The organism is Marinobacterium lutimaris, from assembly GCF_900108065.1.
Classification (GTDB): Bacteria; Pseudomonadota; Gammaproteobacteria; order Pseudomonadales; family Balneatricaceae; genus Marinobacterium_D; species Marinobacterium_D lutimaris.
Genome location: NZ_FNVQ01000004.1, coordinates 438,978 through 461,892 on the forward strand (window position 1 = coordinate 438,978; position 22,915 = coordinate 461,892).

The following is a 22,915-nucleotide window of genomic DNA, read 5'->3' on the forward strand; positions in this document are numbered from 1 at the left end:
GCATACTGAGTCCATCAACAAGAGAGAGCGAGGAGAGACACCATGCGTAAACTGATTATCGGCGGTATCACCGCAGCCCTGCTGGCCAGCTCCCTGACCGGCGTAGCGATCGCCCAGGAAAAAGGCGAGTACCGCGACCGTATGGCCAGCAAGCTGGGCCTGAGTGAAGAACAGCAGACCCAGATGAAAGCACTTTGGGATCAGCAGCGCGAAGCCCGCCAGGAGATGCGTGACGAAATGCGCGACCACAAGGGTGGCCTGAAAGACCTGGACCCGAGCTCAGACACTTACCAGGCCGACGTGCAGAAGCTGATCGAACAGACCCAGGCTCAGGTGGCAGAGCGTATCCAGCAGCGCGCCGACATGCACGCCAAGATGGCAGAGATCCTGACGCCGGAACAGATGCAGCAGTTCCAGGAGATGCGCGCAGAGCGCGGTGGTAAACATGGCGGCGAACACCGCAAAGGTGACTTCAAGGGCCATCATGGCGAACGCGGCGAGCGTGACTGCGATCGCTAAGTAGCCAGATCTGTAGCTAAAGCCAAAACGGCCGGTCTTATTCCGGCCGTTTTACGTTGCCTGGTCGAAAGAGTCCCACCGGAATCAACTACTGTGCTAGCACTTTCTGCTATCATTTGCTGCGCAGTATCCGGAACCCCGTTCCTGTCATTGTTTTATATTGGCTTTATCGATTCGTGAGTCGGCCCGTGACACCCAAGCAACGTGAAATAAACCGTATTATCGAACGCCTTTCCCAGGCGATCGCCCAGCATAAACTCCCGCCCGGTATGCGCCTGGTCGAAGCTCAGCTTGTCGAGGCTCTGGATGCCAACCGCAACCATGTGCAGGCGGCACTGCAGCGACTGTCGATGCTGCATATCGTCACCATCGAAGCGAACCGAGGCGCCAGTGTGGCCAAGCCCACCGCCCAGGAAGCGCGCGACGTGTTCGCCGCCCGCAGGGCCGTGGAGCGCGGCATCGTGGAAGCGATCACCCAGGATAAGCTGGAGCGCAATCGCGACCGTATCGAGGCTCATATGGCGCGGGAGAAGCAGGCCACCGACGGCGAAGACCGTCGCGATATCGTGCGCTCACTGAGCGACTTTCACCTGCTGTTGGCGGAGATTTCCGAGAATACGGTGCTGCGCGAGATCCTGCAGAACCTGATGACGCGCAGCTCGCTGATCGTCAGCCTGTATCAGCGTAACGACCAGCCGCCCTGCCAGCATGATGAACATGGCCAGATCATCGCCGCCCTGGCGAAGGGTGACCGCTCAAGAGCCCATGAACTCATGATCGAGCACCTCAACCACCTTGAGAGCGAGCTGGACCTGTCCAGCTATCAGGCTTCACCTGACAGCCTCCAGACCCTGCTCACAACGGCGGAATAACACCGCTTAACCGAACTTCTCCGGCCCAAGCAGCTGCGGCTGTGGCCGCGAGAAGGTCTGTCGCCCGCCCTTGAAGCCCTGTGTCGGCTGACTCAGGTCACGCACCACCCCCGCCCGGTTATCCACAGCCAGGGTAATAAAGTCGGCACGGCAGCCCGGTTTGAGGCCGTAGCGGTCCAGCCCCAGCAGTCGCGCCGACTCCACCGATACCCAATCCAGGCAGCGCTCGAAGTCCGCCGGTGTTCCCAGCTGGGCCACGTTGGCAAAGAGATTCGCCTGGCGCACCAGCGACATATCGCCGAACGGCGTGAACGGATTGCCGATATTGTTGGTGGAGATCGAGCAGCAGACCCCGGCATCGCTGAGCCGGTGCAGCGGACTCACACCCCGCGGCACCAGGTGATCATGCCCGCGCCCGTTCAGGTAAAGATCGGTGGCCGGCAGCGCCGTCACCGCGATACCCGCTGTCACCAGGCTGGTGGCGACCTCGGCCAGCCGTGCCGGCGGCAGGGCCGACAGTTTGGTGGCATGACCGATGGTGACCCGCCCCTGCCAGTTGCGTTGCAGACAGGCATCCACCACCGCCGGAATCAGGCTGTTGGCAGGATCCAGATCGAAGTCCAGGTGGAAATCCAGATCCAGATCACGCTCTACCGCGATATCGAACAGGCGCTCGATCTGCGCCACCGGCTCGCTGTCAGTATAGGGACAGCCACCGAGCAGATCGGCGCCACGATCCAGCGCTTCAAGCAGCAGCGCCTCGGTGCCCGGGTTATTAAACATCCCCTCCTGTGGAAAAACGCAGACCTGCAGGGTGATCGCCCAGCTGTACTCCTGCTTCAGCCGCAGGACCGCCTCCAGCCCCTGCAAACCGATCACCGGGTCGATCTCCACATGAGTGCGCATCCAGGTAGTACCCTGCAGAATCGCCTTCTCCAGGGTCTGGCGACCGCGCTGATAGATATCCTCGGGATCGAACGCCTGCTTGGCCCTGGCGGTTTCGCTGATCGCCTCCTGCAGTGAGCCCTCCACCAGGCGACAGCGATCCATGATGCACGCCTTATCCAGATGTACGTGGGTCTCGATCAAGCCCGGCAGCACAAGCTGCCCCTGAAGATCGATATCGGCATCGGCCGCGGCGTCTTCCGGCGGAGCGATAAATTCTCCGCTGGCATCGACCCAGAGCTCACTGAGCTGATCAGGTTTTTCCGGCAGGCGCAGATTGATAAAACGGGTCAGGCTCATGCGGCATCCTCCCCTTCTTTACCCCTCTTTTTATCCTCGGAGCCGAGGTAAGCCGCTTCGAGCGCCTTATCCTTGCTGAGCTCTTCAGCGCTTCCGGCCTTAACGATACGTCCGGTCTCCAGCAGGTACGCGCGGTCCGCCAGGGTCAGCGCCAGGTTAGCCATCTGATCCACCAGCAGGATGGTGATGCCTTCGTCACGCAGGCTGGCCAGCACCTCGAACAGTTCCCGGATCATCGCCGGTGCCAGCCCCAGCGAAGGCTCATCGAGCAGCAGCAGCGTGGGTTTGGCCATTAGTGCACGGCCGATCGCCACCATCTGCTGCTCACCGCCGGAGAGCAGTCCCGCCGGCTGATCGATACGATCACGCAGCCGCGGGAAGCGCTCAAGCACTGCCTCCACTGCCTCTTCCTGACTTTCTTCCTCCTTGCGGAAATCACGCTGGAAAGCGCCCATCAGCAGGTTGTCGCGCACGCTCAGCTCCGGGAACACCTGCCGCCCTTCCGGTACCAGCGCCAGCCCCTGGCTGCTGATACCACTGGCATCGAGCTTATCGATACTCTCGTTATTGAGCAGGATGGTTCCCTGCACCGGCCGGTGCAGTCCCGCCAGCGCACGCATGATGCTGGACTTGCCGGCACCGTTGGCACCAAGGATCGCCACGCATTCACCGGGCTTAACCACCAGGTTCACATCAGCAACCACCGGCGCTGCGCCGTAGTCGAGCTGCAGATCCTTCACAAACAGGGTGTGGTCGGCAGGTCCTGCCCAGGCCTGCTGCCTTGGGCGGCCCTCGTAGTCGGTGCCACCGAGATAGGCCGCAATAACCTGGGGGTTGTCGCGAATCTCGGCCGGTGTACCCAGCGCGATCGGCTTGCCGGAATCGAGCACCAGGATCGAATCCGATACCGACATCACCAGCGGCATATCGTGCTCGACGATGATCACCGCGATACCAAAACCGGCGATCGCCTTGAGCAGCTCGCCCAGCTGGTCCGTTTCCGAACGGCTCAGCCCCGCGGCCGGTTCATCCAGCAACAGTACCCGCGGCGCCATCGCCAGTGCCCGGGCGATCTCCACCAGGCGGCGATCCACGTGGGGCAGATTGCCGGCGGCGATATCCAGCTCACCGCGATAGCCGGTGAACGCCAGCAGGTTACGCACGATTTCCCGCGCACGCTCGCTCTCTTGGGCCAACGGATGGCTCAGCTGCCCCTTGCGCATGGCGATCAGCAGGTTGTCCATCACACTCAGTTCCTCAAACAGCTGAGTGGTCTGGTAGGTTCGCGCTATCCCGGCGCGGGCGATATCCCAGGCGTTACGCCCGGCCAGCTCCGACTCCAGCTTCACCGAGCCGCTGTCTGGCGTATAGAAGCCGCTGATCAGGTTCAGCGCCGTGGTTTTACCCGCACCATTGGGGCCGATAATACTGGTCACCTCCCCTTCCGGCGCCTTGAAGCTGACACCCTGGACTGCCTTGACGCCACCGAAACTGATGCCGATGTTATCCACAGAGAGGCCACCGGCGTAACCGCGGGACGGGTTCAGGAACGACTCCAGCACGCCGGCATCCGCCCGCGCCGGTACCCGTTCGCCCTCGTTGCGGCGCAGCCGCGACAGGATCAGACCGATACAGCCGCGCGGCGCTGCCCAAAGCACCGCCAGCAGGAAGCCGGCAAAGACCAGCAGGCGATATTCCGCCACACCAGAGAGCAGCTCCGGCAGCAGCACGATCACCGCCGCACCGATCAACGGCCCGAACAGAAAGCCGCTGCCGCCAACGATCACCGCCAGCACAAACAGGATCGACTGGGAGAACGGGAAGGTACTCGGGCTGATAAACATCATCAGCGGCCCGATCAGCGCCCCTGCACTGCCCGCCATCGCCGCCGACAGAGCAAAGGCCCAGGCCTTGGGTACCATCGGGTTGATGCCGATAGAGCGTGCCGCGGTATCCGACCCCTTGGCCGCCCGCATCGCCTTGCCCCAGGGACCCAGTGCGAGTCGCTGGTAAAACCAGAGCCCGGCTACCATCAGCAGCACCGAGGTCAATGCCAGCCCGGTTTCCGAGGAGACGACGCCAAAATTGGGCATCGGCACACCGATCAGGCCGTTGGAGCCACCGGTGACATCCTTCCACTCCATCAGCCCGTGATGAATCACGAAAGCGAAAGCGATGGTCACCATCGCAAGATAGGGGCCCTGCACGCGCAACGCAGGGATCGCCAGCAGACCGCCGCAAACACCGGTCAGCACCGCGGCACTGAGCAGCGCCAGTCCAAAGGGAACACCGGCCATCGTCATCAGAGAGGCGCAGTAGGCACCGATGGCGTAGAAGGCCACATGACCAAAGGAGATCTGGCCACTGAGGCCGATCAGGATATTCAGCCCCGTGGCCACCAGGGCACTGAGGCAGAACAGCGTCAGCACCAGCAGGCTGTAGCTGTCGACGATAAAACTCAGACTGGCGCCAAGCAGTGCCACGATCGCCAGTCCTATTGAAGTATTCAGGGTCATAACGCGTTACACCTTAAGCAGTCGACGTTTACCGAACAGACCGTCGGGCCGCAGCGCGAGCGCGACAATAACCAGAGAGAAGGTAATAATCTGGGTAAAGGCGGAGCCGAGCTGCGCCGTCACCAGCGCTTCGATCACGCCAAACAGCAGACCGGCCACCAGCACACCGGGCGCACTGGCGATACCGCCCAGAATGGCCACGGCGAACGCCTTCAGACCGAACAGCGTGCCCATGTCGGAGGATACGCTGAACAGCGGTGCGATCAGCAGGCCGGCGATGGCCGCCAGCACCGTGGATACGGCAAAGGCGATGGAGATCACCCGCGGCACCCGAATCCCCATCAGCGATGCAGCATCCGGGTTCTGTACCGTGGCCTGCAGCACTTTGCCGAGGCGGGTGTAACGGTTCACCAGCATCAGGGCCGCCGCCAGCAGCAGCCCCATGGCGGGAATCAGCAACTGCTGGATATACACACCCGAGCCGAACAGCTCGACGGTGCTGGATGCCCAGTCGGAGGGAAACTGGCGCGGCTCCTTGCCGAAGGTGAACAGCACCAGGTTATCCACAAGGATACCGCCGGCTACCGTCGCCATCAGCCAGCCGTCGGAACCGCGGGAGGCAAAGGGCCGCACCAGAAAGCGCTCGATCGCCAGGCCATAGATCGCCGCCAGCACCAGCGCGATGGGCACCGCCAGCCAGAGCGGCAGTCCCCAGGTCTGATACAGGGTGAAGCCGAACACGGCCCCCAGCATCATGGCACTGCCCTGGGCGAAGTTGACCGTGCGGGACACGATAAAGGTGACGTGGAAGCCCAGCGCCAGCAGCGCGTACATGCTGCCAAGCCCCAGGCCCGATATGATCGAGGCACTTATCATTGCAGACTCCCGCCACGCCCCCGATTCGGGGCGGGCTTTTTTCTATGTAAACTTTTTTATTATTTAGAAACCGGCACGATGGCGCCGTCGACGAAGTGTGCGAACACATAGTCGTCAGGGCCCAGCGCGTCCTGGTTATCCGGAGAGAACGGCTTGTTGTAGGTCTTGATCAGGCCTTCATATTCATCGATGGCGTAGAAACCTTCACGTAGCGCAGGTCCTTCAACAGTGCCAGCCTTTTCCATCGCCAGCGCCACCAGGTGCATGGCGTCATAGGCGTTGGCGATACCCACCGCCGGCGTCACGTCCGCGTGGGTCTTGATCTCCGGGTACTTGGCCTGCAGAGCGGCAAAGACGGCATCGCCCTTGGGATCTTCACCTTCGGGAGCGAACAGGAAGGTCTGGATGAACTCGACGCGATCGGCGTTCGGACCTGCCAGCTCACTGAAACGGCCACCGGCCGGGCCCCAGTGGGAAACGATCGGCACGTCCCAGCCCATACGATCGAGGGACTTCACCACCTGCGCCGAAGGTGACACGTTACCCACCATATAGAGAGTATCGGCACCGGCCTCTTTCAGACGGGTCAGCTGCGGCACCACGTCCACATCACCGGATTCAAACTTTTCCAGCCCCGCAATCGGCATCTCGCGAGACTCGATCGCCTTCATCAGGCCTCTCTCGTTGGATTCACCCCAGGGGTTGTTGATAAGAATCATGCCCGGCTTCTGGGTGTTGTAGTGCTGAATGGAGTAACGCAGCAACGCTTCATCGACAATTTCATCCACAGCAGAGACGCGGAAGGCGTAGTTCTCTTCGGCACCGTTGTGGGTAATCGCGGTACCCGCCGCCCAGGTACCCATGTACGGCACCTTCAGCTGGTTCATCACCGGCACCAGCGCCATGGACACCGGCGTATCCAGACCACCGAAGATCACCGCCACCTCCTCTTTCTGGATCAGTTCACGGGCTGCGAGCAGACCGCGGGAGGGGTTACTCTCATCATCACGGCGGACCAGCTCGATCTGCTTGCCAAGCACACCGCCGTTGGCGTTGATCTCATCGATCGCCACCGACAGGCCTCGCGTGATCGCTTCACCGGATTTAGCCGACTGACCGGACAGTGCCGCCACCAGACCGACCTTGATCGTTTCAGCCGCCTGCGCGGATACGCTGACTGCAGTGACTGCTGTTGCCAGGGCTGCCGCCTTGAGCCCCTTACCCAGAATGCTTCGCTTGCTAGACATGAACATCTCCTCGCTGTTTGATTGCTAATTTATTGCTAGCAATATAGATGCCATTAAAATAACGTAGGAAATGCTAGCGATCTGGCTAGTAATCTACAGAATTTGGCACCAACAGAGTGCACAACCAGTTAAAACCGTGCACAAAACGCCTTAACCGGGAGAGATAAGATGCAAGACGCCGTAGAGATTGCCGTAGAAATAGTTCGTGAGTTTCTCGATGCTTCCATGAAGCCCGATCCGGTCCTCGCCGCCACTTATATGGCCGAGGACGTGAAGATCACCTTTACCGGTGGCCGCGCCATGCCCAGCGCCCACGAGATCACGGCGTTCAACAAATCTCGCTACAGCTGGGTCAAAAAGCAGCTGGGTCAGTTTGATGCCTGCGACAAGAGCGACCATGTGGTGGTTTACTCCAATGGCACGCTGTACGGCGAGTGGCTGGATGGACGCAGCTTCTCCGGCAACCGCTACCTGGATCGCTTCGAAGTACGTGATGGGAAAATTACGCGCATGGATGTCTGGAACGACAGCGCGGAGTGGATTCTGGAGCCGGCGATCAACCGCGACTGAAACAGAAGGAATAGCAGCAGGGATAGCTGCAGTAAGAAAGGAAAAAAGCTAAAAAGAATAGAAAAGCACAGGCGCACCTCCCAGGCAGGAGATGCGCCGGAAGCTTTATTCGGTACGTTCGAACATCAGGTCCCAGACACCGTGGCCGAGATTCTCGCCACGCTTCTGAAACTTGGTGACGGGGCGCCAATCCGGCTGGGGTGAAAACTCACCGGCACCCGCCGCATTGCGGTAGCCTTCGGCGGCACTCATCACTTCCATCATGTGCTCAGCGTAGTTTTCCCAGTCCGTGGCCATGTGGAAAACTCCACCTATCGCCAGCTTCTTGCGGATGGTCTGGGCAAACTCCGGCTGCACGATGCGGCGCTTGTGATGGCGCTTTTTCGGCCAGGGATCGGGGAAAAACAGCTGCAAACCGGCGAGGCTGTTATCCGGGATACACTGGGCCAGCACCTCGATGGCATCCTCACCGAAGACACGGATGTTCTCCAGCCCCTCTTCACGCACGCGGGAGAGCAAACGACCGACGCCCGGCGGGTGAACCTCGATGCCGATAAAGCCTTTCTCCGGTGCCTGACGCGCCATTTCAATCAGCGAATCGCCCATGCCGAAGCCGATCTCCAGTATTACCGGACGGTCATCGCCAAACAGCTCGCGGAAATCGAGCATCCCACCACTCAGTTCCAGCCCGTACAGGGGCCAGTTCTCTTTCAGGGCCCGCTCCTGGCCTTCGGTCATCCGTCCTGCACGCACCACAAAGCTGCGCACCTGCCGCATCGGCCGCGGCTGCTGTTCTGTTTCGCTCATGGGTAACTCTTGTCTTTGTATGGGCGCGGGCGCCGCATCGGCACCCGCGTCTGGGTAATCTTAGCTGAGACTTGTTTAACTCACGGAAAGTTAACTAATAGTGCCAACTAGCGGAGAGGAAGCACTGGCATAAGCCTTACGCGGCATACGCACCGCCAGGAAGGCTTCACGGCCTGCCTGCACCGCTTTCTGCATCGCCTGCGCCATCAGCACCGGGTTCTGCGCGCCAGCAATGGCGGAGTTGACCAATACGCCGGCACAACCCATTTCCATCGCCATGGTCGCTTCCGAAGGGGTACCGATACCGGCATCCACCAGGATCGGCACCTGCGCCTCTTCCATGATCAGACGGATGTTGTGCGGGTTCTGGATACCCAGGCCCGAACCGATCAGGGAGCCCAGCGGCATCACCGCGACACAGCCGATCTCTTCCAGACGTTTGGCAACGATGGGATCGTCGTTGGTGTAAACCATCACCTTGAAGCCATCCTTAACCAGGGTCTCGGCGGCCTGCACGGTCTCGATGATATTGGGATAGAGGGTTTTCTGGTCGCCCAGTACCTCCAGCTTCACCAGGTCGTGGCCGTCCAGCAGTTCACGGGCCAGGCGGCAGGTACGTACCGCATCGGCAGCGGTGTAGCAGCCGGCGGTGTTCGGCAGGATGGTGTACTTGTCCGGGCTGACGACGTCCAGCAGGTTCGGTTCATCGGGGTTCTGGCCGATGTTGGTGCGGCGCACCGCCACGGTAACGATCTCCGCGCCGCTGGCAGCGATCGCTGCGCCGGTTTCCTGCAGATCCTTGTATTTTCCGGTGCCCACCAGCAGACGTGAGTTGTAGGTTTTACCGGCGATAACCAGTTTATCGTTCAGCTGTTGCTCTGACATAGTCTATTACCCTGCATAAATTCGATTGGAGAACGGCTTGGACAGGCGCGGCTCAACCGCCACCGATGGCGTGAACCACCTCAACCTGATCGCCCTCTTTCAGCGCGGTTTCGGCGTGCTCGCCCCGCGGCACAATCTCCATGTTCAGCTCGATGGCGATCCGCTTGCCGACAAGGCCCAGCTGTTCAACCAGATGCTCCAAGGTGGCGCCTTCCGCGGTATCGAAAGATTCACCGTTTAACTGTATCTGCATCCTGATTTACCTTGATTAACTATTTACCCGGGAGAGCCTTGAAAACGCCGCCGGCCAGCGTCAGCCAGCCCGCAATCATCAGTACTCCGCCCACCGGCGTAACCATTCCCAGATAGTGAACGCCCGTGGCGACCAGCAGGTAGAGACTGCCGCAGAACAACAGCATACCGACCAGGAACAGTACCGCACTGACACGCAGCAAACGGCGGTCCTGGCGCTGCAGCAGCAGGCCAACGCCAAACAGCGCGAACACATGGTAGAACTGGTAGGTTACCCCGGTCTGGAAGACCTCCAGCATGCGCGGGGTCAGTTGATCACGCAGGCCGTGTGCGGCAAATGCACCCAGGCAAACCGCCAGGGCACCCAGCAAGGCAGCACTCAGAAAGGTCAGGCGGGCCGACATCTTCTCTCCGGGTATTCGGTTTGGGGGCCATAGTATACGCCGCGCACCGGCAGGCGTAAAAACAAAGGCCGCCGGACTCACAGGGAGTGCGGCGGCCTCTTTAGCCAGTCATAAAATCCAGGATCAGGCGCTCATCGCCACCTTGATCTTGTTCATGGCGTTCTTTTCCAGCTGGCGGATACGCTCGGCGGATACGCCGTACTTGGCCGCCAGATCATGCAGGGTGGCCTTCTCTTCGCTGAGCCAGCGCTGCATCAGGATATCGCGGCTACGCTCATCCAGTACGGAGATCGCGTCCATCAGTGCTTTCTGGGAGCTCTCCTCCCAGTCGGAAGCTTCCAGCTGCGCAGCCGGGTCAGCGCTCATATCTTCAAGATAGGCAGCCGGCGCCTGCCAGGCGCTGTCTTCGTCGGTATCGACCGGCGCATCGAAGGCAGTATCGCTGGAGGCCAGGCGACCTTCCATCTGACGTACGGTTTTCGCATCAACGCCCAGATCATCGGCAATCGCCTTGACCTCGTCGTTGTTCATCCAACCCAGGCCCTTCTTCTGCGAACGCAGGTTGAAGAACAGCTTGCGCTGCGCCTTGGTGGTCGCGATTTTAACGATACGCCAGTTGCGCAGAATAAATTCGTGCATCTCCGCCTTGATCCAGTGCACCGCAAAGGAAACCAGGCGAACACCCATGGTGGGGTCAAAGCGTTTGACGGCCTTCATCAGGCCCACGTTACCTTCCTGGATCAGATCGCCCAGCGGCAGACCATAACCGGAGTAACTACGTGCAATGTGTACAACGAAACGCAGATGAGACATAACCAGCTGACGTGCCGCTTCCAGATCGCTCTGGTAGTGCAGACGCTCGGCCAGTTCACGCTCCTCTTCAGCGGTGAGGATTGGAATCGTGCTCACACTCTGCACGTAAGCGTCTACATTGCGCCCCGGTGAGAGTTGTTCAACAACCTGTAAGCTCGTGCCCATTTAAGGATTCACCTCGTTTGGATCCAACATTTAAAAACCGAGTTTAGGACCGTACCCAATGTGGAAAAGTTCCCGGTCTGTCGACTCCCGCCTTTTTCGCGGACCAGAAAAAATAACGCGCTGTGGATAAAAACGCAATAACCTGGCGACTGACTCAGTTATAGACTAGCCTGGCTCGATGTCCTTCAGATGACGCCCCACCGCCAGCCAGGCGCCGCCAAGCCCGAGAATCATGCCGGTCAGCAGCAGTGTCAGCGATTCTCTGACGCCAAGCCCATGCACAACATAGTCGTTCAGATAGAGCGCTGCCAGCGCCTGCACGGGTTCTGCCACCAGCGCCAGCGCCAGTTGCGCCAGCAGCCAGGCCAGAACCGCGCCGAACAGGCCAAACCAGAGGCCGCTATACAGGAAAGGCCGGCGCACCCAGGCGTCGGTGGCGCCCACCAGCTTGCTGACCTGGATCTCGTCCCGGCGCGACTCAATGGTCATGCGTACGGTGTTACCCACCACCAGCAGCACGGTCAGCGCCAGCAGACCACCCAGTACCCAGGCGCTACGCTCGGCCAACGCCATAAAGGCGCCCAGCCTGCGCACCCACTCCAGATCCAGCCGTGCTTCTTCCACCTCCGGCAGCTGCGCCAGTTCGTTGCGAAGCTGTGCCAGAGCGTCGGCATCCCGCGCCATGGGGATCAGAGTGATCACCGCCGGCAGCGGGTTGGTGTCAAAGAAGTCGAGCAGATCGTCAAAGCGGGTGTACTGCTTGAAGTCTTCCAGCCCCTTGTCGGGACTGATCAGCTCCACCGAGGCAAGATCCTGGCGCAGCAGCAGTTCACGACTGAAGCTGTCGATCCGTGCATCACTCAAATCCACCTTCAGGTAGAGCGAGATATGCGGATCGGTATCCAGGCCAGAGGTGAGCTGATCCAGGTTTTTCAACGCCGTGAACAGAAAACCGGGCAGCGCCAGCGCAATCGCCAGTACCGCCATGGTCATCAGCGACGCCAGTGGCGTGACCCAGAGCCGGAAAAACGACTGCCGCGCCACCTCGCGATGGTGACGCCTCCAGCTGCGGCTGCGGTCAGCCAGACCGATGCGGTGCTGAACCGCACCTCGCCTTGGCGCCTGAGCGGCGTTACGGGGCTGTTTCTGCGTTTTCTGTGAGGGGTTCTCAGTCGACATCAGCCACCATCCTGCCGTCCTTCAGCGTCAATACGCGGTGACGCATACGATTAATCAGCGAAAGATCATGGCTCGCAATCAGCACCGTGGTGCCGATGCTGTTGAACTGCTCGAACAGGTGCATGATGTCCTCGGACAGAGCCGGATCCAGGTTACCGGTGGGCTCATCCGCCAGCAGCAGTTTCGGCTTATGCACGATGGCACGGGCGATGCCGACCCGCTGCTGCTCACCGCTCGACAGCGTCAGCGGATTGAGTTTCTCCCGCGACAGCAGGCCCACCTTGTCCAGCGCCGCACGCACACGCCGCGCCGCATCCACCGGGTCGTAACCGGACAGCTGCAGCGGCAGCGCCACGTTGTCGAAGATACTGCGATCGAACAGCAACTGGTGATTCTGGAACACCACACCAATGCGGCGACGGTGAAACGGTATCTGCTTGCGCGGCAGCCGCGCCAGATCCTGATCGCCGACCCAGACCTCGCCCCGGCTGGGCCGCTCCATCAGCATGATCAGCTTCAGCAGCGTACTTTTACCGGCGCCGGAGTGACCGGTCAGAAACGCCAGCTCCCCCGAGTGCAGGTCAAAATTCACCCCCTTCAGGGCATCATGCCCATTGGGGTAGCGTTTACCGACGTTACTGAAACGGATCGCGGTCATGGGTGCTCCAGCCCGGTTTAGTCGAACAGCGCCTGAACGAACTCTTCCGCCTCGAACGGGCGCAGGTCATCCACCTGCTCACCGACACCGATAAAGCGGATCGGCAGGCCAAACTGCTTGGCAATGGCGAAGATGATGCCGCCCTTGGCGGTACCATCCAGCTTGGTCAGGGTGATACCGCTGACGCCCACCGCTTCCTTGAACTGCTTAGCCTGGCTGATGGCGTTCTGACCGGTACCTGCGTCCAGCACCAGCATGACTTCGTGCGGCGCACTCGGATCGATCTTCTGCATCACGCGCACCACCTTCTGCAGCTCCTGCATCAGGTTGTCCTTGTTCTGCAGACGGCCCGCCGTATCGGCGATCAGCACATCAACACCGCGAGACTTGGCGGCCTGTAGCGCGTCGAACAGCACAGAGGCGGAATCGGCGCCGGTATGCTGAGCCACCACCGGTACGTTGTTGCGTTCACCCCAGACCTGCAGCTGCTCGACAGCCGCGGCGCGGAAGGTATCGCCCGCCGCCAGCATCACCGATTTGCCTTCGCTCTGGTAACGCTTGGCCAGCTTGCCGATGGTGGTGGTTTTACCCACACCGTTGACGCCGACCATCAGGATCACCGCCGGAGACTTGTCTTGCGGCAGCACCAGCGGATGCTCAACGCCGCCGAGCAGGTCACCCAGTTCCTCTTTCAGCGCATCACGCAGCGCTTCAGGGTTCTTCAGCTGTTTACGCTCAACGCGGTCGGTCAGGCGAGTGACGATCTCGGTGGTTGCCTCAACGCCCACATCAGCCATCAGCAGCAGGGTTTCGATCTCTTCGAGCAGATCGTCATCGATCTCCTTGGCGCCCATAAAGAGGCTGCCAAGCTGCTCGGTCAGACCCGCCTTGGTGCGGCTCAGGCCGCTCTTGATGCGGTCGAACAGGCGCTTCTTGCGAACCTCCGGCTGTTCCTGGGGCGCAGGCGCAGCTTCAGGCTCAAGCTCAGGCTCAGGCTCAGGCTCAGGCTCAGGCTCAGGCTCAACAGCCTTGGCCGCGGGTTCCGGCTCTGCAACCGGCTCCTCTGGCTTCGGCTCTTCTTTCGGCGCTTCAGCCTTGGCAGGAGCCTCTTCCTCTACCGGCGGCTGCTCGACCACTTCTGGCTGAACAGGAGGCTCGACGGCTTTTTCTTCTACCGCGGGCTCAGGCGTTTGCGGCGCGCTTTCCGCTTGCTGCTCAGCTTGAGCCTGTTCACGGGCTTCAAGGGCCTGGGCTTCCAGCTCTTCCTGCTGCTTTTCCAGGTCGGCACGGGCCGCTTCAGCCGTTTCCGCTTCGGTGCGCGCCTGGCTCACCACATCGGACGCTGCTTCGCTGGTTTCAACCTGAGCGGTTTCCCGACGGGCTTCTTCCGGTTTAGCTTCTTCCGGCTTTTCTTCGGCGGCTTCAGGCTGTTCTTCAACGACTTCCGGCTGCGCTTCTGCTGCCGGCTGTGCCGCCGGCTTTTCTACCGGCTTGGCTTCAGCAGGCTTTTCGAGCGGCTGCTCGGCAGCGCTATCCTTGCCACCAAGCAGGTAGAAAAAGATAGCCAGAAGAATGACAAACGCGATGGCGCCAAAGGCGTAGGGAACAATACTGGGATCCAGCCCGTTATCGAGCATCCAGGTGTAGAGTGCTTCCATAAATTCTGTAGTATCCGGGTGACTGAAGGGTAAGCGGGAGACGCCCCCGTTCAATGAGAGTCTAAAGCGCGCTATCTTAACATAGCGTTACCATCCAACCGAAGGACAGCGAAAGGCTGTGGCCGAAAGCAAAAGCAAACCACTCTTCAACCGCCGTTACCTGCTGATACTGGTCTGGGTTCTTCCGATCGTTATTCTGTTGCTGCAGCGGGGCGCCGGCGAGACTCCGCTCGACCCTTTGCGCTGGAACAGCACGCTGCATGCCTATGAACTGCCGCTGCAACAGGAGGGCATCGACCTTGGCCTGCTGCTGCCGCTGCCACAGACACTGACCGACCAAGCCTGGATCGATAACCGGGTGAGCGCCCAGGCGCTGCAGCAGCGGCTGAGCATGACCGATATGCACGACTGGCTCTCCGAACGTGGCTGGCAGGCGCAGCTGAAGGAAAGCTCCACGCATCTGCTGGTGCGCCTGCATATGAACAAGGTGCCCACTGCGCAGCAGATGAAGCAGTTTTATAGCCTGCTCCGGCGACAGGAACGGCTGAATAACGCCCCCCTGCACCAGCGTGCCCAGGCCGAGCGTTACCTGCAGTCGCAGCAGGATGAGAGTCGACTGCTTGTCGCGCTGGGCGAACAACTGGCAGACACCGCCGATACACCAACTGCGGCGCTGCCCACCTGGATCCTGAGCGGAAATATCGAACCCAGCGAAGAGGACGCACCGGCGCCGGATGCCCGAAACCGGCGATCCGATATCTCGCCGATGCAGCTCGTCCTGAACGCCAGCCCCCGCCAGCCAGAGCGAAACCTGGTACTGACCGGCCAGCTGCAGGGCGCACCGCGCGATGGCGCCGAGCTGGCACAGCAACGCCTGGCAGCAGAGCTGGTCGCGCAACTTCTGCCGCGGCTTGGCGGCAACAGCGATTACCGCTGGATCTGGAAGCCGCTGGCACAGAACGGCTATCGCGCCCTGATTCTGCCGGCGGACGCCGCCGCATCCCTGCAGACTCCTGAACAGCTGGGCCAGGCGATCAACGAGGAACTGCTGGAGCAGACCCGCGCAGCCCTGCTGGAACGGTATGACCGGATCATTGATGAAGCGCCGCAAGACTGGCTGGAGCTGGTTGCACTGTACCGACTGCCGCTGGACAGCCATCGGGCGTTTCGCGATACACTGAACACTATCGATCTGGACGCAGCCCGCGCCCTGATCACTAACCTTTTCGATCCCGGGCATAGCCTGCAGATCCGTTTTGCCAGCACTGGAAATCCGTCATGAGTCGCCGTAACACCACCCGCAAACGTCCTGAGGCTGCCGAGCAGGCGTTCGTTCGCATTATCGGTGGAGACTGGCGTAGCCGCCGCATTCCTTTCGCCGCCATCGAGGGCCTGAGGCCCACCCCTGACCGGGTGCGGGAAACCCTGTTCAACTGGCTGCAGGGCGTGACCGAAGGCGCTCGCTGCGTCGACCTCTGTGCCGGCAGCGGCGCCCTGGGCCTTGAAGCGCTGTCTCGCGGCGCCGGCTCGCTCACTTTTGTGGACCAGTCATCGCTGGTGGCGCGTACGCTAAGGGAAAACCTGCAGAAGCTGAAGGTGCAGAACGCCGAGGTAGTCAACGCCAGCGCGCTGGACTGGCTGTCGGCACTGCCGGCTGACGAATCGGAACGCTTTGACCTGGTATTTATGGACCCGCCATTCCGCAAGGGGCTGGTGGCTCCACTCTGCGCGCTGCTGGAGAGCCACAACCTGCTGTCGGAGCGTGCCATGGTCTATGTGGAAAGCGAGAAGGAGATCGGCGCGCCGGATGTGCCGGAAAGCTGGTCGCTTTACCGGGAAAAGCACGCCGGACAGGTCAGCTACCGACTTTATGAATGCAGCTCAGACCATGGATGATTTCAGCACCCTGAGGCCCTGAATCTGCATCGCCAGCAGATAATCGGTCTGCTCTCGCAGGTCAAAACGTTTGGGAGCCGTCAGCCAGAGATCAATGGCACCGACAATGGCGATCAACAGACTGTCACTGAGCAGTTCCAGGTCGAGCTTTTTACGCAGCTGTTTCTGCTTGCGGGCCTGTTTCAGAAAGTAGTGAATAAAGTCGCGCCAGCTTTCCAGTTCCTGGTCCAGCCTGGGCGCCATATCGGTTAACTCCGGCGAACATCCGCGACCGTAGTGGAACAGACGATAGAGACGCTGCAACTCTGTGTTTCTGGAAAATTCAGCGAGGGCGGCGCGAAGGAAATTTTCCAGAGCCTCCAGCGCGTCCTGTTGCACCGCCTGGCGCTGATCCAGGTAATGGGCCTCGAACGGCCAGTGCGCCCGCAGATGCAGCTGCTCCAGCAGATCCTTCTTGTTACGGAAATGCCAGTACATCGCACCATGGGTGACGCCCGCCTCCGCGGCGATGCGCTTCATGGTGACCGCTTCGGTTCCCTCTGCCGCAAACAACTCTAACGCCTTGTCCAACAATCCCTTACGAGTGGCTTCCGCCTCTTCCTTACTACGCCTGACCACACGTCCTCTCCCTGATCGCGATAACATTCGCCGCGCCTAAATTAAGCTTCGTAAATTACGTGGGCCTTACAACGGAATCAATATGGACCCACTACGGGTAACAAAAACGTCACATTTACCGAACAATCATCCCTACCGTCCGGATAACCTTATTCTTTATAGGAATATTAACTTTGATTTAATATAACCATTTTTATAATTACGATTCCATTATTCTATTTGTACGCCTCTGTTAATTGGGCTAACATCCGCGCCTTAAGGAAGCTTAGATGGTGATCTGCTGTACAGAAGGCGGAGATCCGGCTTCAAACAGTGTCGCTTAAATAAAAGATATATAGGTCAGCGCCTGTGATGAATACGGTAGTCTATCCCGGCACCTTCGACCCTATCACCAATGGTCATACTGACCTGGTAGAACGCGCCTCACGGCTGTTCGACCGCATAGTCGTAGCGGTTGCCGACAGTCCCAAGAAAGGCCCGTCCCTGTCGCTGGATCTACGTGTCGATCTGGCCCGGCAGGCACTTGCCCACCTCGATGGTGTGGAAGTGGTCGGTTTTGACTGCTTGCTTGCTGACTTTGTCCGTGAACAGGACGCCAATGTAATCCTGCGTGGGCTCCGCGCCGTATCAGACTTTGAATACGAGTTTCAGCTGGCGAATATGAATCGCAAGCTGGCACCGGATGTCGAAAGTCTGTTTCTGACGCCGGCGGAAAGCCTGTCATTCATATCCTCTACCCTGATCCGCGAGATCGCATCACTGGGAGGGGATGTGGAAAAATTTGTACATCCGGCCGTAGCGGATGCCCTGAAGCAGCATTACTCGTCCTAAGCAGACTATCGACCCGTCGAAGTTTGCTTTACCTAAAACCTGTCAGTCATTGAGGTAGCCACCATGGCATTGATGATCACCGATGAATGCATCAACTGTGATGTATGCGAGCCGGAATGCCCTAACGAGGCAATCTCTCCGGGCGAGGAAATTTACGAAATCGACCCGGGCAAGTGCACCGAGTGCGTAGGCCACTACGATACGCCGCAGTGTGTTGAAGTGTGCCCGGTCGACTGCATCCCGAAAGACCCGGATCACGCCGAAACCGAAGATCAGCTGATGAACAAGTACCACAAGCTGATGGGTTAAGGCCCGCCACCGGTAGACGGTGGAAGAAAAACGGCAGCCAGATGGCTGCCGTTTTTCGTTCTGCACTCGCAAGGCTTAAATGCGGATCGCGGCAAGTCGCTCTTTCAGGCCGAACTCTCTGTCCATCCACTCCCCCACCAGATTCTCCGCCACCAGATGATGGGCGTACTGCATATGCAGGCAGCGCACCTTGTCCCACTGGGCGATGCCGCCGATACCGTAGCGGTTATACAGGTCGGTAAATCCAAGTTCCTCGATGCGGGCCTTATCCCCTGCATCCATCAGCTGCCAGCGCAGATCCACATAGGCCTGCTGCTGGGCGTGATAGGCCTCGCGCAGCGCCCCATCTTCAGCCAGCATCTGCTCAATGCGTTTCACACCGCCGGCGGTCTCGATCTCGGCGATCATCTGGTAAAGGTCGCGAGAACTAAGCCAGTAAAGCGTCGGGAAGGGTTTGTCATCCACCAGCGAGCGTATCTGCAGTACCACCGGCACCCCCTGCTCCGTGGCATGGGCGATGGCGACGATACCGCGGGGCTCACGCCCGAGCTGACGCTGGATTATTTCTAATTGTGAGCTGTCGGGCTGCATGGCTCTTCTCTAAATAAAACTCTGAATACAAAGACTGTATTGAAACTATAGCGGTCAGACGCGGGCGTAGGCCTCGCCCTGACCCAGCCAGCGGCGAATCAGCGCATCCATCAATGCTGGCGCCTGTTCGATATCGGCCGCAGCCCGCTTAACCCGCGGCAGCAGGTGCGCGTCACGCTGCAGGTCGGCGATGCGGAACTGCATCATGCCGGTCTGGCGGGTCCCCAGCACTTCACCGGGGCCACGCAGCTCCAGATCCTTCTCGGCGATCCTGAAACCATCGGTGCTCTCACGCATCACCGCCAGACGCTCTCGCCCCTGCTGTGAAAGCGGCGCATGATACATCAACACGCAGAAGCTCTCGACCGAACCGCGCCCGACACGGCCACGCAGCTGGTGCAGCTGGGCAAGGCCGAGGCGCTCCGGGTTCTCGATAATCATCAGGCTGGCGTTGGGCACATCAACGCCGACCTCGATCACCGTGGTCGCCACCAGCAGATCGAGTTCCGCAGCCTTGAAGCTTGCCATGATCTGCGCTTTTTCCGCCGCTTTCAGGCGCCCGTGCACCAGGCCGATGCGCAGCTCCGGCAGGGTTTCCCGCAAGGATTCGGCGGTGACTTCGGCGGCCTGACACTGCAGCGCCTCGGACTCTTCAATAAGGGTGCAGACCCAGTAAGCCTGGCGCCCTTCACTGCAGGCGCTGCGCACCCGCGCGATCACCTCGTCACGACGCCCATCGGCGATCACCACGGTATTTACCGGCGTTCGTCCCGGCGGCAGCTCATCGATGATCGAGCAATCCAGGTCGGCGTAGGCGCTCATGGTCAGGGTTCGCGGGATCGGCGTGGCGGTCATGATCAGCTGGTGTGGCGTCTGTTCACCGTTGCACCCCTTCTCCCTGAGACTGAGGCGCTGGTGAACACCGAAGCGATGCTGCTCATCGACCACCACCACCGCCAGATTATGGAAGCGCACCTCCTCCTGGAACAGCGCATGGGTACCCACCGCCAGCTGCGCCTCGCCGTTGGCGATCCGCTCAAGCTCTCTTGCTCGCTGCTTGCCTTTCACCTTGCCGGCAAGCCAGGCCACGCTGACGCCCAGGGGCTCGAGCCAGGCGGAGAAATTGTTGTAATGCTGTTCGGCAAGAATCTCCGTAGGCGCCATCACCGCCGCCTGGGCGCCGTTTTCCAGTGCCTGGATCGCCGCCAGCGCGGCGACCACGGTCTTGCCCGAGCCCACATCGCCCTGCACCAGCCGCAGCATGGGCACCGGCAGGGTCATATCACGAGCCACTTCCCGGGCGACGCGGCGCTGCGCCTGGGTCAGTTCAAACGGCAGGCTGGCGATAAACGGCAGGCTCAGTTTGCCCGTGGCCTTGAGCAGCGGCGCGCCCTGTTCCTGCACCTTCTGCCGAATTTTCAGCAGCGACAGGTGATGCGCCAGCAGTTCCTCGAAGGCAAGGCGCTGCTGCGCCGGATGCTTGCCCTCCAGCATCTGCTCCTGGTCCGCCGCTACCGGCGGCTGGTGCAGATAGCGGATCGACTCGGTCAGTTCTGGCAGTTGCCATTGCTGACGCAGGTTGTCCGGCAACAGGTCTTCGACGATGCCCTTATCGAGCCACCCCAGCGCCTGTTCGACCAGGCCACGGATGCGCCCCTGGGTGAGTCCTTCAGTCAGGGGGTAGACCGGTGTTAGCGCATCATCGACGCGAACGCTGCCCTCATCGGCGATCACCTTGTATTCGGGGTGCACCATCTCAAGCGATGCAGGCCCCGGACGCGCCTCGCCAAAACACCGAATCCGCTTTCCCTGAGCCAGGCTGTTTTTCTGTGCCGCCGAGAAATGAAAAAAGCGCAGCGTGATCGAGCCTGTGCCATCCTGCACCCGGCACATCAGCGCCTTGCGGCGGCCATAAGTGATATCGCTGGCGGCGATATGGCCGACGATAACGCCCTCGTCGCCAGGCCTCAGGCTGCCGATAGGCAACACCCGGGTACGGTCCTGGTAACGCAGCGGCAGATGCAGCAGCAGGTCCTGAATGGTCTCGAGACCCAGCCGCTCAAGCTTCAGTGCCAGCGCCGTCCCTACCCCCTTGAGTTCGGTGATCGGTACCGGTTTGGCTGACACGGAGAGCATCAGGCGATATCCGCCATCGGCCCGGATTCGTGACACTCCATGATGGCGCGCATCAGCACCTCGATCGCCTGCGGACGCGGGAAGCTGGCGCGCCAGGCAACCGCGACGGTGCGCATCGGTTGCGGCTTCTTGAACGGCACCGTGGCCACCAGATTGCGTGACGGATGGCCTTCGATCGCAGAGATCGGCAGCACACTGGTACCAAGGCCCGAAGCCACCATCATGCGGATGGTTTCCAGCGAACTGCCTTCGGTAATGGTGTGCTTGTCGTGGAATGACTGGCCCAGCACCGGGCAGGCTTCCAGCACCTGATCGCGGAAACAGTGTCCCTCGCCCAGCAGCAGCATGCGCTCGTCGCTGATCTTGGAGCTGTCGATCTCTTTCTCTTTCGCCAGCGGGTGTTCTTTCGGCAGCACCATCATGAACGGCTCATCATACATCGAGCGGGTCAGTACATCGGGCTCATGAAACGGCAGCGCCAGGATGATCGCATCAAGCTCACCGGTGCGGATCTTGCCACGCAGCACCTCGGTGAAATTTTCCTCGATATAGAGCGGCATCTGCGGCGCCATCTGCTGCACCTTGGGCACCAGTTTCGGAAACAGGTAGGGCCCGATGGTGTAGATCGCACCAACCCGCAGCGGCGATGCCAGCTGATCCTTGCCCTCTTTCGCCAGTTCACGGATCGCTTCGGACTGCTCCAGCACCATCTGTGCCTGACGCACCACCTTTTCGCCCACCGGCGTCACCCGCACCGCATTTTTACTGCGCTCGAACAGCGCGACCCCGAGCTCCTCCTCCAGCTTTTTCACCGCAATGGAGAGCGTGGGCTGACTCACATAACAGCGCTCGGCGGCATGACCAAAATGCTGTTCCTGCGCCAGAGTGACAATGTAACGAAGCTCCGTCAGCGTCATGCATATTCCTCTGTTAAGATGTGAACCCGAGCGTTTGCGTGGAGGTTAAAATGCAAAAAATCCGGGTACTCATTGCCGGCTGTGGTGATGTCGGATCAGCCTTAGGGGTTAGTCTCGCCGCTGAAGGCGTCGAGGTCTATGGTTTGCGGCGTACTATAAACCAGCTCCCAGAGGCCATCCAGCCACTGGCCGGCGATCTGTCATCTGCCGATGGCCTTCCCGCTCTGCCCGCCTGCGACTACCTGGTCTACGCTGCGGCCGCTAAAAGCCGAGATCTGGAAGTCTATCGATCAGTATATGTCGATGGCCTCAAGCGAGTACTCGCCGCCCTGCCACAGCCTCCCAAGCGGCTGTTCCTGACCAGCTCAACCGGCGTCTATGGGCAACATGAGCACGAGTGGGTGGATGAGTTCAGCGCCACCGAGCCGGACAGCCCCTCGGGACAGATACTGCTGGAGAGCGAACAGATAGCACTGAGCGCGTCGGTTCCCGCCACGGTGGTGCGTTTTTCAGGTATCTACGGCCCTGGCCGCACCCATCTGCTGAATCAGGTACGTGCCGGCATTCAGGCGCCGGAGTCTCCGGTTCACTTCAGCAACCGGATTCACCGCGACGACTGCGCAGGCTTTCTGGCGCACCTGGTCGGCATGGCGATCCGGGGTGAGACGCTGGCACCGATTTATCTCACCAGTGACAACGCTCCAACTCCGATCAGCGAGGTGATGGGCTGGCTGGCACAGCAGCTGGACGTTGAGATTACCGAGCGCAAGCCGGTGCGGCGTGGCGGCAGCAAACGCTGTCGTAACCTGCGTCTGCAGGCAACAGGCTACAAATTGAAGTATCCAGATTTCAAGACTGGTTTCAGCGAACTACTTAAAGAGCCGAAGTAGCAGGCAGGAAGTAACAGGAAGAAAATAACAGGCAGAAAAAAGCTGACCCCGAACGATCGGG

24 protein-coding genes are annotated in these 22,915 nt (G+C 60.3%); 8 read left to right on the plus strand and 16 right to left on the minus strand.

Going from position 1 to position 22,915, the window contains the following annotated elements; genetic code table 11:
- Positions 1-42 precede the first annotated feature (42 nt).
- Positions 43-519: a Spy/CpxP family protein refolding chaperone gene (locus C4S72_RS19140; protein WP_104004772.1), complete on the plus strand. Its 477-nt coding sequence runs from the start codon at positions 43-45 to the stop codon at positions 517-519.
- A gap of 188 nt (positions 520-707) precedes the next feature.
- A complete protein-coding gene (locus C4S72_RS19145; protein WP_200826838.1) occupies positions 708-1,391 on the plus strand; it encodes a GntR family transcriptional regulator in 684 nt (227 codons plus the stop codon).
- Between the two features lie 6 nt (positions 1,392-1,397).
- Here C4S72_RS19145 and C4S72_RS19150 read toward each other — a convergent pair whose 3' ends face one another.
- Genes C4S72_RS19150 through C4S72_RS19165 form a run of 4 tightly spaced genes read right to left on the minus strand, consistent with a single transcriptional unit; the run spans position 1,398 to position 7,275 of the window.
- Positions 1,398-2,636, minus strand: coding sequence for an amidohydrolase family protein (locus C4S72_RS19150; protein WP_104004774.1), 1,239 nt, complete (start codon positions 2,634-2,636; stop codon positions 1,398-1,400).
- A complete protein-coding gene (locus tag C4S72_RS19155) occupies positions 2,633-5,152 on the minus strand; it encodes a branched-chain amino acid ABC transporter ATP-binding protein/permease (RefSeq protein WP_104004775.1) in 2,520 nt (839 codons plus the stop codon). The genes C4S72_RS19150 and C4S72_RS19155 overlap by 4 nt, the downstream gene beginning before the upstream one ends.
- A gap of 6 nt (positions 5,153-5,158) precedes the next feature.
- Complete coding sequence (locus C4S72_RS19160) at positions 5,159-6,028, minus strand: branched-chain amino acid ABC transporter permease (RefSeq protein ID WP_104004776.1); 870 nt, start codon at positions 6,026-6,028, stop codon at positions 5,159-5,161.
- 59 nt (positions 6,029-6,087) lie between these two features.
- Positions 6,088-7,275 carry an ABC transporter substrate-binding protein gene (locus tag C4S72_RS19165; RefSeq protein ID WP_235009196.1) on the minus strand — a complete coding sequence of 396 codons (1,188 nt, stop codon included), beginning with the start codon at positions 7,273-7,275 and terminating at the stop codon, positions 6,088-6,090.
- A 168-nt stretch (positions 7,276-7,443) separates the two neighbouring features.
- Here C4S72_RS19165 and C4S72_RS19170 point away from each other — a divergent pair, with 168 nt between their 5' ends.
- Positions 7,444-7,845 (plus strand): nuclear transport factor 2 family protein, encoded by a 402-nt coding sequence (locus C4S72_RS19170; RefSeq protein WP_104004778.1) that lies wholly within the window; start codon positions 7,444-7,446, stop codon positions 7,843-7,845.
- 105 nt (positions 7,846-7,950) lie between these two features.
- Here C4S72_RS19170 and trmB read toward each other — a convergent pair whose 3' ends face one another.
- The 8 genes from trmB to ftsY all read right to left on the minus strand — a co-directional run bounded on the left by trmB (position 7,951) and on the right by ftsY (position 14,288).
- On the minus strand, positions 7,951-8,652 hold the full coding sequence (trmB, locus tag C4S72_RS19175; RefSeq protein ID WP_104004779.1) for a tRNA (guanosine(46)-N7)-methyltransferase TrmB: 702 nt from the start codon (positions 8,650-8,652) through the stop codon (positions 7,951-7,953).
- Between the two features lie 90 nt (positions 8,653-8,742).
- Positions 8,743-9,537, minus strand: a complete 795-nt coding sequence (locus C4S72_RS19180; protein ID WP_104004780.1) for a thiazole synthase — start codon at positions 9,535-9,537, stop codon at positions 8,743-8,745.
- A 52-nt stretch (positions 9,538-9,589) separates the two neighbouring features.
- Positions 9,590-9,790 carry a sulfur carrier protein ThiS gene (gene thiS, locus C4S72_RS19185; RefSeq protein WP_104004781.1) on the minus strand — a complete coding sequence of 67 codons (201 nt, stop codon included), beginning with the start codon at positions 9,788-9,790 and terminating at the stop codon, positions 9,590-9,592.
- Between the two features lie 19 nt (positions 9,791-9,809).
- Positions 9,810-10,193, minus strand: coding sequence for a DUF423 domain-containing protein (locus tag C4S72_RS19190; protein ID WP_104004782.1), 384 nt, complete (start codon positions 10,191-10,193; stop codon positions 9,810-9,812).
- A gap of 123 nt (positions 10,194-10,316) precedes the next feature.
- Positions 10,317-11,171, minus strand: coding sequence for an RNA polymerase sigma factor RpoH (gene rpoH / locus C4S72_RS19195; protein WP_104004783.1), 855 nt, complete (start codon positions 11,169-11,171; stop codon positions 10,317-10,319).
- Positions 11,172-11,336: 165 nt separating this feature from the next.
- Entirely contained in the window at positions 11,337-12,350 is a 1,014-nt protein-coding gene (ftsX, locus tag C4S72_RS19200; protein WP_104004784.1) for a permease-like cell division protein FtsX, read from the minus strand.
- Positions 12,340-13,008, minus strand: coding sequence for a cell division ATP-binding protein FtsE (gene ftsE, locus C4S72_RS19205; RefSeq protein WP_104004785.1), 669 nt, complete (start codon positions 13,006-13,008; stop codon positions 12,340-12,342). The genes ftsX and ftsE overlap by 11 nt, the downstream gene beginning before the upstream one ends.
- A 17-nt stretch (positions 13,009-13,025) precedes the next feature.
- On the minus strand, positions 13,026-14,288 hold the full coding sequence (ftsY, locus tag C4S72_RS19210; RefSeq protein ID WP_407657719.1) for a signal recognition particle-docking protein FtsY: 1,263 nt from the start codon (positions 14,286-14,288) through the stop codon (positions 13,026-13,028).
- Between the two features lie 496 nt (positions 14,289-14,784).
- Between ftsY and C4S72_RS19215 the strand changes: the two genes are divergently transcribed.
- Positions 14,785-15,948, plus strand: coding sequence for a hypothetical protein (locus tag C4S72_RS19215; protein ID WP_104004786.1), 1,164 nt, complete (start codon positions 14,785-14,787; stop codon positions 15,946-15,948).
- On the plus strand, positions 15,945-16,562 hold the full coding sequence (rsmD, locus tag C4S72_RS19220; protein WP_104004787.1) for a 16S rRNA (guanine(966)-N(2))-methyltransferase RsmD: 618 nt from the start codon (positions 15,945-15,947) through the stop codon (positions 16,560-16,562). Before C4S72_RS19215 ends, rsmD begins: the two co-directional genes overlap by 4 nt.
- Here the strand turns inward: rsmD and C4S72_RS19225 are convergent.
- Positions 16,548-17,180: a TetR family transcriptional regulator gene (locus C4S72_RS19225; protein ID WP_160115551.1), complete on the minus strand. Its 633-nt coding sequence runs from the start codon at positions 17,178-17,180 to the stop codon at positions 16,548-16,550. The two genes, rsmD and C4S72_RS19225, sit on opposite strands and share 15 nt — an antisense overlap.
- 351 nt (positions 17,181-17,531) lie before the next feature.
- On the opposite strand from C4S72_RS19225, the gene coaD reads away from it, so the two are divergent.
- Both coaD and C4S72_RS19235 read left to right on the plus strand, forming a co-directional pair.
- Positions 17,532-18,011 carry a pantetheine-phosphate adenylyltransferase gene (gene coaD / locus C4S72_RS19230; RefSeq protein WP_104004789.1) on the plus strand — a complete coding sequence of 160 codons (480 nt, stop codon included), beginning with the start codon at positions 17,532-17,534 and terminating at the stop codon, positions 18,009-18,011.
- Positions 18,012-18,074: 63 nt separating this feature from the next.
- Positions 18,075-18,320, plus strand: a complete 246-nt coding sequence (locus C4S72_RS19235; RefSeq protein WP_104004790.1) for a YfhL family 4Fe-4S dicluster ferredoxin — start codon at positions 18,075-18,077, stop codon at positions 18,318-18,320.
- A 75-nt stretch (positions 18,321-18,395) separates the two neighbouring features.
- Here C4S72_RS19235 and C4S72_RS19240 read toward each other — a convergent pair whose 3' ends face one another.
- From C4S72_RS19240 to C4S72_RS19250, 3 genes are read right to left on the minus strand one after another with little or no spacing between them, the layout of a single operon-like run.
- A complete protein-coding gene (locus tag C4S72_RS19240) occupies positions 18,396-18,911 on the minus strand; it encodes a DUF501 domain-containing protein (RefSeq protein ID WP_104004791.1) in 516 nt (171 codons plus the stop codon).
- 54 nt (positions 18,912-18,965) lie between these two features.
- Positions 18,966-21,047, minus strand: coding sequence for an ATP-dependent DNA helicase RecG (gene recG, locus C4S72_RS19245; protein ID WP_104004792.1), 2,082 nt, complete (start codon positions 21,045-21,047; stop codon positions 18,966-18,968).
- A complete protein-coding gene (locus C4S72_RS19250) occupies positions 21,047-21,964 on the minus strand; it encodes a hydrogen peroxide-inducible genes activator (RefSeq protein WP_104004793.1) in 918 nt (305 codons plus the stop codon). The genes recG and C4S72_RS19250 overlap by 1 nt, the downstream gene beginning before the upstream one ends.
- A 50-nt stretch (positions 21,965-22,014) precedes the next feature.
- Between C4S72_RS19250 and C4S72_RS19255 the strand changes: the two genes are divergently transcribed.
- Positions 22,015-22,854 carry an SDR family oxidoreductase gene (locus tag C4S72_RS19255; protein ID WP_104004794.1) on the plus strand — a complete coding sequence of 280 codons (840 nt, stop codon included), beginning with the start codon at positions 22,015-22,017 and terminating at the stop codon, positions 22,852-22,854.
- The last annotated feature ends 61 nt before the right edge of the window (positions 22,855-22,915 follow it).

What these genes read in the sequence shown, in the direction of transcription:
- trmB (WP_104004779.1), bottom strand. Translation starts at nt 8,652, where the DNA reads ATGAGCGAAACAGAACAGCAGCCGCGGCCGATGCGGCAGGTGCGCAGC.
- C4S72_RS19170 (WP_104004778.1), top strand. Translation starts at nt 7,444, where the DNA reads ATGCAAGACGCCGTAGAGATTGCCGTAGAAATAGTTCGTGAGTTTCTC.
- C4S72_RS19150 (WP_104004774.1), bottom strand. Translation starts at nt 2,636, where the DNA reads ATGAGCCTGACCCGTTTTATCAATCTGCGCCTGCCGGAAAAACCTGAT.
- C4S72_RS19190 (WP_104004782.1), bottom strand. Translation starts at nt 10,193, where the DNA reads ATGTCGGCCCGCCTGACCTTTCTGAGTGCTGCCTTGCTGGGTGCCCTG.
- ftsE (WP_104004785.1), bottom strand. Translation starts at nt 13,008, where the DNA reads ATGACCGCGATCCGTTTCAGTAACGTCGGTAAACGCTACCCCAATGGG.
- C4S72_RS19235 (WP_104004790.1), top strand. Translation starts at nt 18,075, where the DNA reads ATGGCATTGATGATCACCGATGAATGCATCAACTGTGATGTATGCGAG.
- C4S72_RS19240 (WP_104004791.1), bottom strand. Translation starts at nt 18,911, where the DNA reads ATGCAGCCCGACAGCTCACAATTAGAAATAATCCAGCGTCAGCTCGGG.
- coaD (WP_104004789.1), top strand. Translation starts at nt 17,532, where the DNA reads ATGAATACGGTAGTCTATCCCGGCACCTTCGACCCTATCACCAATGGT.
- C4S72_RS19250 (WP_104004793.1), bottom strand. Translation starts at nt 21,964, where the DNA reads ATGACGCTGACGGAGCTTCGTTACATTGTCACTCTGGCGCAGGAACAG.
- rsmD (WP_104004787.1), top strand. Translation starts at nt 15,945, where the DNA reads ATGAGTCGCCGTAACACCACCCGCAAACGTCCTGAGGCTGCCGAGCAG.
- C4S72_RS19165 (WP_235009196.1), bottom strand. Translation starts at nt 7,275, where the DNA reads ATGTCTAGCAAGCGAAGCATTCTGGGTAAGGGGCTCAAGGCGGCAGCC.
- ftsX (WP_104004784.1), bottom strand. Translation starts at nt 12,350, where the DNA reads ATGTCGACTGAGAACCCCTCACAGAAAACGCAGAAACAGCCCCGTAAC.
- C4S72_RS19255 (WP_104004794.1), top strand. Translation starts at nt 22,015, where the DNA reads ATGCAAAAAATCCGGGTACTCATTGCCGGCTGTGGTGATGTCGGATCA.
- C4S72_RS19180 (WP_104004780.1), bottom strand. Translation starts at nt 9,537, where the DNA reads ATGTCAGAGCAACAGCTGAACGATAAACTGGTTATCGCCGGTAAAACC.
- C4S72_RS19160 (WP_104004776.1), bottom strand. Translation starts at nt 6,028, where the DNA reads ATGATAAGTGCCTCGATCATATCGGGCCTGGGGCTTGGCAGCATGTAC.
- C4S72_RS19140 (WP_104004772.1), top strand. Translation starts at nt 43, where the DNA reads ATGCGTAAACTGATTATCGGCGGTATCACCGCAGCCCTGCTGGCCAGC.
- recG (WP_104004792.1), bottom strand. Translation starts at nt 21,047, where the DNA reads ATGCTCTCCGTGTCAGCCAAACCGGTACCGATCACCGAACTCAAGGGG.
- C4S72_RS19155 (WP_104004775.1), bottom strand. Translation starts at nt 5,152, where the DNA reads ATGACCCTGAATACTTCAATAGGACTGGCGATCGTGGCACTGCTTGGC.
- rpoH (WP_104004783.1), bottom strand. Translation starts at nt 11,171, where the DNA reads ATGGGCACGAGCTTACAGGTTGTTGAACAACTCTCACCGGGGCGCAAT.
- thiS (WP_104004781.1), bottom strand. Translation starts at nt 9,790, where the DNA reads ATGCAGATACAGTTAAACGGTGAATCTTTCGATACCGCGGAAGGCGCC.